We start from the raw sequence: 12,166 nt of genomic DNA, 5'->3' as shown, positions 1-12,166 counted from the left end.
CTACTTGTTGTATTGCTTGAGAATTACACTTGCGTTGTGTCCCCCAAAGCCAAAAGTGTTTGATAACGCAGCTCTTATCTCCCTTTTTTGAGCTTTGTAGAATGTAAAGTTCAGGTTGTAATCAATCTCCGGATCCTCGTCCCCTTCTTCATGGTTAATGGTAGGGGGGACAATCTGATCTCTGATTGCCAGGATGCTGAACATGGCCTCCAGTGCACCGGCACCTCCCAGAAGATGGCCGGTCATAGATTTGGTGGAACTGATGTTCAGGTTGTAGCTGTGATTACCAAATACATCGAGGATTGCTCTTACTTCCGAGATATCTCCCACAGGTGTAGAGGTACCATGTACGTTTATGTAGTCAATATCTTCCGGCTTCATTTTGGCATCTTCGAGCGCGTTACGCATCACCAACTTTGCACCCAATCCCTCGGGATGTGATGCCGTGATGTGATGAGCATCTGCTGACATGCCTCCACCGGCTACTTCCGCATAGATGGTTGCGCCACGTGCCACAGCATGTTCCAGCTCTTCCAGAATAAGTGCAGTGCCACCCTCGCCAATCACGAAACCATCGCGACTGAGGCTGAATGGACGTGATGCAGACTGTGGGTTATCATTGCGTGTGGACAAAGCATGCATGGCATTGAAGCCTCCCACAGCTGATGGGCTGATGGTCGCTTCGGCACCTCCGGTAACGATGACATTTGCTTTTCCCAGACGAATAAGATTAAAAGCATCCACAATGGCATTTGTGGACGAAGCACAAGCCGAAACAGTGGCATAGTTGGGACCTCTCAGTCCATAAATCATAGAGATATGCCCTGCTGCAATATCCGCTATCATTTTCGGAATGAAAAAAGGATTGAACCGTGGCCCTTTATCCTTGTTAAGGTAAAACTCACCTACTTCTTCTTCAAATGTTCTTATTCCTCCTATTCCGGCAGAAAATATTACCCCGATACGATCTAAGTTTTCTTTCTCCAGATCGAGGCCTGAATTTTCCATCGCCTCCTTTGCTGCGTGGATGGCCAGTTGGGCGTAACGGTCATACTTTCTGGCTTCCTTGCGATCGAACAGATCACTTGGATCGAAATCTTTTACTTCACAGGCGAACTGTGTTTTAAAAAGCGATGCATCGAAATGAGTAATAGGCCCGGCGCCACTCTTCCCAGCAAGGGCATTTTCCCAAGTGGTTTGCACATCGTTCCCGAGTGGGGTGATTGCCCCCAGGCCTGTTACTACTACTCTTTTTAACTCCATGAATAAAATGGATTATTTCGCGTGTTGTTCTACATACGAAACAGCATCTCCGACGGTAGAAATTTTTTCTGCTTGATCGTCGGGAATTGAGATGTTGAATTCTTTTTCGAATTCCATGATCAATTCCACCGTGTCGAGAGAGTCTGCTCCCAGATCATTAGTGAAACTGGCTGTTTCCGTAACTTCTGATTCTTCAACACCTAATTTGTCGACAATGATAGATTTTACTCTTTCTGCTACTTCAGACATAACTTTCGATATTAATTAATAAATAAAAATATTATTCTTAAATTTGCGATTGCAAAGTAACGCATTTTTTCTCTAATTGTGCAAATTTTTGCAGACTAAAATCGAAGAAAGTGCACAAATTACGTTTTTTTGTGCATAAAATGAAAATGTTTTCATGGCACGAATCGCTATTATCGCATCAGGCAGTGGCAGTAACGCTGAAAATATAGCCAACTATTTTAAAGGGGATGCCGGGGTGCATATCCCACTCATTCTTTCCAATAATCCGGACGCTTATGTGCATGAACGAGCCGCAAAACTGGGTATTCCTTCATTTACTTTCACGAAGGCCGAATTCGACGATGGCATGGAGATACTGGAAATTCTTCACGAGTATGAGATCGACTTCATCGTACTGGCCGGTTTTCTGTTGAAAATTTCACAGCCTCTTCTTGAAGCATATCCGGGACGTATTGTAAATATTCACCCGGCATTACTCCCCAAATACGGCGGGAGGGGAATGTATGGGGACCGGGTACACCGTGCTGTAGTGGAAGCAGGTGAAAAGGAATCTGGTATCACCATCCATTATATCAATGAGCACTACGATGAGGGTGACATTATCTTTCAGGCCACTTGTCAGCTGTTGCCGGGTGATACTCCCGAAGTGGTGGCCGGTAAGGTACATGCACTGGAGTATACCTACTACCCGAAGGTGATCGGTGCATTGCTGAAAAAAAGCGAACAAGAGGATCAGCAGTATCATAAATAATCGTATCTTTGTATTTCACTTTGCGGCTGTGGCGTAATTGGTAGCCGCGCCAGACTTAGGATCTGGTGACGAAAGTCGTGGGGGTTCGAGTCCCTTCAGCCGCACAGCAAGCTCCTTCACGAGAAATCGTGGAGGAGTTTTTTTTATTCATAGATGGATCAACTCCTCTGCGTAACATTCTGTACGATAGTCGTTAGTTGCTTTATCCTTCTCTGCCTGTATTTTTTTGTGAAAAAAATTACAATGGGGTGAGGGATTTTAATCATTCTGCATCTAATAATCGGAAGCGAATAAAAAGAAAATCGTTTCAAGAAAATTTTACAGATTGTCTATCTAATTACAGAAATTATGAAAAAAATCGTACTGCTACTCGTGATGGTAGCGATGTTTGGTGCCGTAGACGCACAGGAACTTTCCCTTGGATTGAAAGGTGGAGTAAACATGTCTAATCTTTACGGAAAAGAGGTGAAGGATACCAAGATGAAACTGGGCTATCATGTAGGTATAGCTGCAGATTATGAGCTTGCGCCCAATGTGGCTCTCCAGTCAGGGCTTTATTTTATGACGAAGGGTGCAAAGCTGTCCTCTGCAAAAATAGACCAGAAAGTAGGGGATATTAAGATTTCCGGCTCTATGGACAATACGGTTAACGCCATGTATCTGCAAGTTCCCCTGCACTTTGCTTATAAGGTGAATGTGGCCTCCGAAACACGCCTGGTGTTACACGCAGGTCCTTATGCGGCTTACGGTATCGGAGGCAAGATCACCGGAAAGCCAGATGTGAAAGTCCAAGGTTATGTGCCGGCAGAAGCCAAGTCGGCGGTAGATGCCGTTCTCAAACAGATAAACAGCAGCGGTGTCAACGTGAAGACTTTCGATGAAAAGCTCGGGTACAAGCCATTTGACGCCGGCGTGGGTGTGGGTGTCGGGTTTGAGCTTGAATCGTTCATTGTGGATTTTGGATGGGACATGGGCTTACTGAACATCTCCAGAAACAAAGATGCCAACGTGAAAAATCAAACAGCGTACCTCTCTGTGGGATATAAATTCTAGACATAAGATCATTCATTGAAAAAGAAAAGAGGGTGAATCACACTGAACCGACCCCCAAAAGTTAGACAAAATACTTTTGGGGGTTATTTTTATGTCTAAACACACGTTTGAAAAGAAATTATCTATTGTATTCCGGGTAAGGAACGGAACGCCCATATCTCACCTATCCAGAGAATACGATATTCATGAGGGGATGATATTGGAATGGGTGCGCAAACATGACCGTTTTGGGGATCAAGGTTTGCAAAAGCGGCCAAATGTTCGTGCTAACGGTGAGTTTAAAGTGGCAGCAGCAAGACTCGTAATTGAAAATAAATTATCTTTACGGGAGGTTGTTTTACAGTATGGTGTAAGTATGACTGCGCTGGAAAGCTGGGTAAGGGCCGTCAGGAAAGAGGGTTATCAAGTACTGCACGTACAGAATAAACAGGGACGACCGGTAAAGGATATGAGTCGAGCAAAGAAGCAGGAACCGAAAACAGAACTGGAGAAACTTCAGAGCGAGAATGCCAGGCTGAGAGCCGAGAATGCATTATTAAAAAAAGTCAAAGCTTTAGTCGAGGAAAGAGAAGCCCACGAATGCATGACTGGGCGGAAGCCATCGAAGGACTAAGGCAGGAACATGATCTTACAATCCTGCCGGATTGTAAACAGATGGCACGTTCTGTCTTCTACTACCACCGTAATCGGCTGAATTCCGCCGACAAATACAAGCGTGAGAAAATGGAGATCAAGAACATATACGACCTGCACAAGGGCAGGTACGGTTATCGACGCATCACGGCCGGGATGAGGAATAGGGGGTACGGGATAAATCACAAGACGGTACAAAAATTAATGGGGATATTGGATCTGAAATGCAGGATTAGGAAAGTCCGCTACCGTTCATACAGGGGCGAAGTTGGCAGAATTGCTCCTAATGTGCTTGAAAGGGACTTCAAGGCAAGCCGGCCCAACCAGAAATGGACTACGGATGTTACACAAGTAAAGATTGGAGATGAGAAAATATATCTGTCGCCAATACTTGACATGTTTAATGGCGAGGTAATATCCTATAGTATATCCAATAGTCCGAATATGAGAATGATAAATGAAATGTTGGACAAAGCCTTTGGTAAAGTGCGGAAAACCAGTGGGATTATCTTTCATTCTGACCAGGGGTGGCAGTACCAGCAATATAGTTACCGCAAGATCCTTGAAGAACATGGAATTATCCAGAGCATGTCCCGAAAAGGAAACTGTCTTGATAATGCCGTGGCAGAAAACTTTTTTGGAATCATGAAAACCGAATTGCTATATGCGGAAAAGTTTGAATCGTCCAAAGAGTTTATAACGGCTTTAAAACAATACATTAATTACTATAACAATGAAAGGATAAAAAACAGGTTAAATGGAAAGAGCCCGGTGCAATACCGAGCTCTATTACAAGAATCTTAATTTATAATCTTGTCCAACTTTTTGGGGTCACTACAGCCCTGCCTGCCAATTAACTAGGCGGTGTGAGAAGTTGGAAAACGAAAGTAGGAAGAAAAACTACTTCGTTTTCCTTCTACTCGATTGTCTTCCCCGAACCTATCATAATCAACATAAGGAGGCAAATTTATGTAGAGCATAATTCTACCATCTATTCGCTGTTTTCCCTGATAAATATGTCAATCCGGCCTTTTCTCCTTTTGTGTCCTGCACTTATACATTTTAATACAGTCGCATGTTCTTCGGTAAAGGATTGGATATTTCTCCGGTAGGATGCATCGTGCGGTTCCCTTAGAACTGTAGCAATTACCTGTATTTTTCCCCGGTATCTGGATTCTTTATAAATTATGCCTAAAATACACAATCTGCTGTACATCAGAAATATTTTATTAATTTTGACCATTATAAGTCGTATATCGGATTGAATCTGCTTTCAGGAATACACATAATATTAGGTGAAGGGTATGCTAGAGAAAATAATTGACTTCAGCATTAAAAACAAGCTTATCGTTTTTCTTTTTACTTTGACCATTGCCGCATTTGGCCTCTATGCCGTTTTTAAGATCCCTGTAGGCGCTGTGCCGGACATTACCAACAATCAAGTACAGGTGATCACCACTTCCGGGAATCTCTCCACTCAGGAGATTGAGCAATACATCACCGCCCCTGTCGAGATGGAGATGGCCAACCTGCCCGGTGTGAAAGAGATCCGTTCCGTATCGAAATTTGGTATCTCCCTCGTCACCATCGTCTTTGAGGAACGACTGGGTACCTACCTGCCACGACAGCTTATTGCAGAAAAAATAAAAAGTGCAGCAGCCACAATCCCTCAAGGGTTCGGTGAGCCAGAGATGGGTCCCATCACCACTGGCCTGGGAGAGATCTATCAGTATACGCTTGACGTGGAGGAGGGTTATGAGGACAGTTACAGTGCTGCCGATCTACGCACCATTCAGGACTGGGTGGTCAAAAGAAGACTCTCCGGCATCAGGGGGGTGGTGGAGATCAATAGCTGGGGCGGGAAACTGAAACAATACGAAGTCGCCGTCAACCCTTCGCAACTGGCAGCTGCCGGGGTGACGCTGATGGAGGTGTACAGCGCCTTGGAGGCCAACAACAGCATATCGGGCGGTTCCTATATAGAAAAGACCAACCAGAGCTATTTTATACGGGGCGACGGTCAGGTGTCGTCGATAGAGGACATTGAACAGATCGTGGTGAAGAACACCGGTGGTGTCCCTATTCTGGTAAAGCATGTTGCTACCGTTCAGTTTGGTCACGCCAACCGATACGGGGCGATCACGGCCAACGGGAAAGGAGAGACCATCCTCGGACAGGTCATGATGCTGAAGAATGCCAATTCAAAGGAGGTGATCCATGAGGTGAAAAGCAGGGTGGAAGAGATTAGCCACAACCTGCCCGAAGGGGTGTATATCAATCCTATCGTCGACAGAAGCGAACTGGTGGCTAAGACATCACTCACTATCGTGGAGAACTTGATTCTGGGCGCCATCATTGTCATGCTCACGGTGCTGCTGTTGCTGGGAAACATACGCTCGGCCCTGGTCATCACCTCGATGATCCCACTGGCCCTGCTCTTCACCATTTCCATGATGTATATCTTCGGGATCGACGCCAACCTGATGAGTCTGGGCGCCCTCGACTTCGGAATCATCATTGACGGGGCAGTCATCATCGTGGAGTTTATCGTCCTCAGGATCTCTGTCAGCAAGAGTGACCTGGAGAAGACAAACGAGACGAGGCGAAGAACCCTGATGGATGCCATCGCGTTCGACGGCGCCTCTAAGATGATGAAATCGGCCATCTTCGGGCAGGTCATCATTCTGATTGTCTTTATCCCCATCCTTTCATTGAGCGGTGTGGAGGGTAAGATGTTCAAGCCGATGGCTCTGTCGTTCTGTTTTGCCATTATCGGGGCGATGATCATGGGGCTGACGTGGCTACCCGTAGCCTCGTCGCTGTTTCTGAGACCCTCAAGTACAAAGAGGAAAAATATCTCTGACTGGTTTATGGACCTGGCACACCGGTCTTATACACCGGTGATACACTGGGCTTGTAGCCACAAGAGGACGGTGCTTGGCGCCGCTCTGGTATCGCTGCTCCTCACCCTCTTCCTCTTCACACGGATAGGGGGTGAATTTGTGCCGACCCTCGACGAGGGTGACTTTGTGATACAGCCCGTACTGAAAACCGGTACCTCCCTCACCAAAACCATAGAGACCACCACCCGGATGGAACAGATACTGATGAAGGAGTTCCCCGAGGTGGATAAGATTGTCAGCAGGATAGGGGCGGCAGAGGTGCCTACCGACCCGATGTCGATGGAGGAGATCGATATGATCATTAAGCTCAAGCCGAGAAAGACATGGACGAGCGCCCGCAGCAAGGAAGAGCTGGCCGACAGGTTCAAGGAGGCGCTATCTGCCATCCCCGGTATTGAGTATGAGTTCACCCAGCCCATCGAAATGCGGTTCAATGAGTTGATCACCGGCGTCCGTTCCGACATTGCCATCAAGATATTCGGCGACGACCTGGCCTATATCGATCAGAAAGCCATTGAAATCAAAGAACTGATTGAGGGTATCCCCGGTGCAAGTGATGTCATTCTGGAAAAAACGGCAGGATTGCCGCAGATAAAGATCGACTATGATCGGGCAAAAGTTGCACGATACGGGGTGGATATCCGGACGCTGAACAGCTATATTGCCACTGCCTTCGGCGGCGAGGCAGCCGGTGTCGTTTTTGAGGGAGAGAAACGTTTTAGCCTGGTGGTTCGTTTCGGTCAGCAGAACCGGACCGATCTGGCTGATGTGAAGCAGCTGAAAGTCCCCATTTCCGGCGGTAGTCAGATTCCTCTCTCGGAGCTGGCCGACATACACTACGCCGAGGGACCCGCAAAGATATCACGGGAGAACACCCATCGCAGGGTTGTGGTGAGTGTCAACGTGCGCAACAGAGACCTGCAATCGGTTGTGAAGGATATCCAGACCACGGTGGATGGGCATATCACCCTCAAGCCGGGGACATACATCGCCTATGGGGGGCAGTTTGAAAACCTGCAGAATGCCACGAAACGACTGCTTGTTGCTGTACCTGTGGCGCTCCTGTTGATTTTTATTTTCCTGCATTTTGCCTTCAAGTCGCTCAAGGATGCCATCATGATATTCACGGCCATCCCGTTGGCGGCTGTCGGTGGGGTGCTTCTCCTCTGGCTGCGGGGGATGCCCTTCAGCGTCTCGGCAGGCGTTGGCTTTATTGCGCTGTTCGGCATTGCCGTGTTGAACGGCATCGTGCTGATTGAGCATTTGAAAGAGCTGAAAGCAGAAGGATCGATGGGCCTGCACGAGTTAATTATTCAGGGAACGAAGGACAGGCTTCGCCCCGTGATGCTGACGGCAGGTGCAGCGGCGATGGGCTTCCTGCCGATGGCAGTCTCCACCGGTGCGGGGGCAGAAGTACAACGGCCGCTGGCTACCGTGGTGATCGGCGGACTGTTCACCTCCACCATGCTGACTATGGTTGCCCTTCCCCTGCTGTTTGAGATTTTCTCCGGAGTGACCGGAGTGAAACTCTTCCCGTTGCGTCTAGTAAGAGATGAGCGATTGACAAATAATGACAACATAGTAAACCAGGAATCATGAAAACGGTTACACATCTTTTCTATTGCTGTATCACCCTTTTTCTTATCCACGCTTGCGGACACCGGCAGGAACCGACTGAACCGGCATCAGGACTCATTGAGATCACTAGCCGGCAGTTTATTGCCGATTCGATGCAACTGGGTGGTGTAGAGCCGAAAATATTCGAACGCACGGTGAGATGCAGCGGCTCCATCGTTCCCCGTCCGAACGGTATTGCCACGGTAAACGCCCCTGTTTCGGGGATTATTAAAAATTTGTATTGTTACAACGGCCAACCGGTAAGGAAAGATCAATCCCTACTGGAGATCACCGGCAACGAGGTCATCGACATGCAGGAGCAGTTTGCTGAAGCATCGGCCAATTATCAACGGTTGAAGAATGAATATGAGCGAACGCAATCGCTCTATGCGGATAAGATCATATCAGAAAAAGATTTTATCAGGGCAGAGAGTGAGTACAGAACATCGCTGGCGAAGTACAACGGGTTAAAAATGAAAATGACTGCGATGGGTTTTTCCGTCACCGCCATTGAAAGGGGGACATTCTACGCCTCCTACATGATAAAAACGCCCATCCCCGGGATCATCTCAAACCTTGATGCGCATATAGGCAGCTATATCGATGCACAATCCGAATTGCTGGAGGTGATTGACCCGAATCTGTTTCAGCTGAAGCTAGCCGTTTTCGCTTCCGATCTGGCTAGTCTGAAAGAAGGACAGACCGTTCGCTTTCAGACTGCAGATGATGCAGGGAGTTGTATGGCAACCCTCCGTTCCATCGGTGTAGCCCTGGATGACCAGACCAAGACCGCTGACTGTTATGCCTCGATCACGGATCGTAAATCGGTCAACAGGATAGCCAACGAGTTTGTTGAAGCGGAGATCATCACAAGTACCGACAGCGTGTCCGCGCTGCCCGATGAGGCGATCATGAAAACTGACAAAGGTCATGTTGTACTGGTGCTGGACAGACAGGATAATGATACCTGGTACTTTATGCCGGTGGAAGTCATCGTTGGAAGGAAGCACAACGGTTACAGCGAGATTGTGGCTGACAGTATTTCCGAAAAAGTATTGATAAGGGGCGCGTATCATGTCAATATCCCATAGTGAAATCAGATATGCCCGGTTGTAATCATGTTGATGCGCTTTTCATATCCGAAAATTTGGATGATTCAATTAGTGTTCGTATATTTGCGAACATTGAAATAGTATGGAGACAACAAAGCATACGTTACAGACAGCAGAACAGGAGATGGTGGCCCGCCTGGCGAAAGCATTGGGACATCCAACCCGGATTGAGATTCTGGTATTTCTAGCCTCTCAGGACAGTTGCTTTTTTGGCGATATCCACGACGAGCTTCCCATGGCCAAATCTACCGTTTCACAACATCTGAAGGAATTGAAAGAGGCCGGTTTGATACAGGGAGAGATTGAAGCGCCAAAAGTACGGTATTGCATCCACAAAGAGAATTGGGAAATTGCCCGAAAACTCTTTTCAGATCTTTTCAACTTGTTCGACGGGAAAGGGATGAATTGTTGAGTTGATCTTTTTTTTGCTTTTTATGTTCGTTGTTCGGCGAAGATAAAACTCTATGATCAAAACGATGTTGATATAATTATACAGTACAAAACTAATCAGATAAACAATGAAAACGATTGAGATTTTTGATCCGGCCATGTGTTGCCCCACCGGATTGTGCGGCCCGAATATTAATCCTGAATTAATGAGGATGGCCACGGTAACCGATACGTTAAAAAGAAAGGGTGTCAACATTACCCGTCATAATTTAAAGGATGAACCCCAGGCATTTGTCTCGAATAGTGTGGTAAACCAATGTTTACAGGAGCAGGGAGCCGAAGCTTTACCCATCACATTGGTAGACGGAGAAATCGTTCTGTCCAAAGTTTATCCCACCAGCAAACAACTGGGTGAGTGGACGGGAATTTCCCTGGACTTTATCCCGGTTAAGTAATTTGCAGATTTGAATAAACAATGATGAAACCATTTAATTTATCAGAAACAGCAATCGCAAAATACCTCTTTTTTACCGGTAAAGGAGGAGTAGGAAAAACATCGGTTGCCTGTGCAACCGCAATAGGCTTGGCAGATGGTGGAAAGAAAATCCTGCTGATCAGTACGGATCCGGCATCAAACCTTCAGGATGTTTTCGCCCAAAAATTGAACGGACAAGGTACGTCTGTTGCCAATGTGCCGGGGCTTACGGTGGTAAACCTTGATCCGGAACAGGAAGCGGCTGCATACCGGGAAAGTGTCATCTCTCCGTTCAGGGGAAAACTGCCTGTCAGCGTACTCCGGAATATGGAGGAACAGCTCTCGGGCTCCTGCACGGTGGAGATTGCCGCGTTCAATGCATTTGCCGATTTTCTGACGGATGCCTCCAAACAATCGGAATATGACCATATCATCTTCGATACAGCCCCTACGGGTCATACGTTGCGTATGTTGCAGTTGCCTTCTGCCTGGAGTACGTTTATCAGCGAGAGTACACACGGTGCATCGTGTCTGGGTCAATTGTCGGGTCTTGAGGAACGGAAAGATATTTATAAAGAGGCGGTCAATACCCTGGCAGACGGCAGTAAAACCCGTCTCGTACTAGTGAGTCGTCCCGAGACATCTGCCTTACATGAAGCTGCCCGTTCGTCGCACGAGTTGCAACTGCTGGGCATAAAGAATCAGATTCTGGTGATCAACGGGGTTTTGCAGCAATTGCAAAATGAGGATAGGGTATTCCATGAAATTCACGAAAAACAGCAATCGGCTTTGCAAGACATTCCGGATGAAATAGCGGACTACCCCACATTCACTGTTCCATTACGTTCTTATAATTTATCGGATATTGCCAATATCCGCAGGTTATTGTACGAGGACAATGTGGAGTTGATCGATGACTACAAACCGATGAGGAGCGAAAAAGGGCTGGAAGATTTAATTGATGATCTCCATGCCAGCGGTAAACGGGTTGTTTTTACGATGGGAAAAGGGGGCGTAGGCAAAACCACGTTGGCTACAAATATTGCACTCGGATTATCTGCACGCGGGGCCAAGGTGCACCTGACGACTACCGACCCGGCAAACCACCTGAATTACGACCTTGCTTTGAAAGCCGGTATCTCTGTGAGCCGCATCGATGAAGCAACGGAGTTGGAAAAATACAAGAATGAGGTACGTGGCAAGGCCGCACCGAACATGAGCGCCGAAGATATGGCATATATAGAAGAGGATCTGCGTTCTCCCTGCACCCAGGAAATAGCGGTATTTAAAGCTTTCGCTGAAATTGTGGACAAGGCAGACACTGAAATTGTGGTGATTGATACCGCACCTACCGGCCACACGCTCCTCCTGCTGGATTCCACACAAAGTTACCATAAGGAAGTGGAAAGGGCACAGGGTATTTCCGATTCGGTAAGCCGGTTATTGCCCCGTTTGAGAAACCCGGAAGAGACGGAGGTGGTGATCGTCACCCTGCCTGAAGCAACACCTGTATTTGAAGCGGAAAGGCTACAAGCCGATTTACAGCGGGCCGGCATACACAACAAATGGTGGGTGGTCAACTCCTGCCTCTCACTGGTATACACTGAGAACCCTTTTCTGCAATCAAAAGCTCGGAGTGAATTTTCGTGGATTGGGAAAGTGAAAGAACTTTCCGGTGAGCATACGGCGCTGATTGAATGGAAAAATTTATAATGAGCGC

General features: G+C 47.1%; 11 protein-coding genes and 1 tRNA gene. 10 read left to right on the top strand and 2 right to left on the bottom strand.

Annotation, left to right across the window (positions count from 1 at the left end):
- On the bottom strand, window positions 1-1,263 hold the full coding sequence (gene fabF, locus AC1HCU_RS12455; protein WP_480366418.1) for a beta-ketoacyl-ACP synthase II: 1,263 nt from the start codon (window positions 1,261-1,263) through the stop codon (window positions 1-3).
- 12 nt (window positions 1,264-1,275) lie between these two features.
- Complete coding sequence (locus AC1HCU_RS12450; protein ID WP_480366416.1) at window positions 1,276-1,512, bottom strand: acyl carrier protein; 237 nt, start codon at window positions 1,510-1,512, stop codon at window positions 1,276-1,278.
- A gap of 154 nt (window positions 1,513-1,666) precedes the next feature.
- Here AC1HCU_RS12450 and purN point away from each other — a divergent pair, with 154 nt between their 5' ends.
- The 10 genes from purN to arsA all read left to right on the top strand — a co-directional run bounded on the left by purN (window position 1,667) and on the right by arsA (window position 12,159).
- A complete protein-coding gene (gene purN / locus AC1HCU_RS12445; RefSeq protein WP_480366414.1) occupies window positions 1,667-2,263 on the top strand; it encodes a phosphoribosylglycinamide formyltransferase in 597 nt (198 codons plus the stop codon).
- A 22-nt stretch (window positions 2,264-2,285) separates the two neighbouring features.
- Window positions 2,286-2,367: transfer RNA gene (locus AC1HCU_RS12440), tRNA-Leu, on the top strand.
- A gap of 244 nt (window positions 2,368-2,611) precedes the next feature.
- A complete protein-coding gene (locus AC1HCU_RS12435) occupies window positions 2,612-3,316 on the top strand; it encodes a porin family protein (protein ID WP_480366412.1) in 705 nt (234 codons plus the stop codon).
- 91 nt (window positions 3,317-3,407) lie between these two features.
- A complete protein-coding gene (locus AC1HCU_RS12430) occupies window positions 3,408-3,929 on the top strand; it encodes a helix-turn-helix domain-containing protein (RefSeq protein ID WP_480366409.1) in 522 nt (173 codons plus the stop codon).
- Window positions 3,848-4,753, top strand: a complete 906-nt coding sequence (locus AC1HCU_RS12425; protein WP_480371189.1) for an IS3 family transposase — start codon at window positions 3,848-3,850, stop codon at window positions 4,751-4,753. Before AC1HCU_RS12430 ends, AC1HCU_RS12425 begins: the two co-directional genes overlap by 82 nt.
- A gap of 500 nt (window positions 4,754-5,253) precedes the next feature.
- A complete protein-coding gene (locus tag AC1HCU_RS12420) occupies window positions 5,254-8,451 on the top strand; it encodes an efflux RND transporter permease subunit (RefSeq protein ID WP_480366407.1) in 3,198 nt (1,065 codons plus the stop codon).
- Window positions 8,448-9,560 carry an efflux RND transporter periplasmic adaptor subunit gene (locus AC1HCU_RS12415; RefSeq protein ID WP_480366405.1) on the top strand — a complete coding sequence of 371 codons (1,113 nt, stop codon included), beginning with the start codon at window positions 8,448-8,450 and terminating at the stop codon, window positions 9,558-9,560. The genes AC1HCU_RS12420 and AC1HCU_RS12415 overlap by 4 nt, the downstream gene beginning before the upstream one ends.
- Before the next feature lie 103 nt (window positions 9,561-9,663).
- Window positions 9,664-9,993: an ArsR/SmtB family transcription factor gene (locus AC1HCU_RS12410; protein WP_480366403.1), complete on the top strand. Its 330-nt coding sequence runs from the start codon at window positions 9,664-9,666 to the stop codon at window positions 9,991-9,993.
- A gap of 106 nt (window positions 9,994-10,099) precedes the next feature.
- The gene (arsD, locus tag AC1HCU_RS12405; RefSeq protein ID WP_480366401.1) at window positions 10,100-10,426 is read left to right on the top strand and encodes an arsenite efflux transporter metallochaperone ArsD; all 327 of its coding nucleotides are present in this window, start codon (window positions 10,100-10,102) and stop codon (window positions 10,424-10,426) included.
- A 23-nt stretch (window positions 10,427-10,449) separates the two neighbouring features.
- Window positions 10,450-12,159, top strand: coding sequence for an arsenical pump-driving ATPase (gene arsA, locus AC1HCU_RS12400; protein ID WP_480371186.1), 1,710 nt, complete (start codon window positions 10,450-10,452; stop codon window positions 12,157-12,159).
- The last annotated feature ends 7 nt before the right edge of the window (window positions 12,160-12,166 follow it).

Source organism: Proteiniphilum sp. LBM24028, from assembly GCF_056629195.1.
The sequence above is the reverse complement of the archived record's forward strand: the minus strand, read 5'-3'. Positions and strand labels throughout refer to the sequence as shown.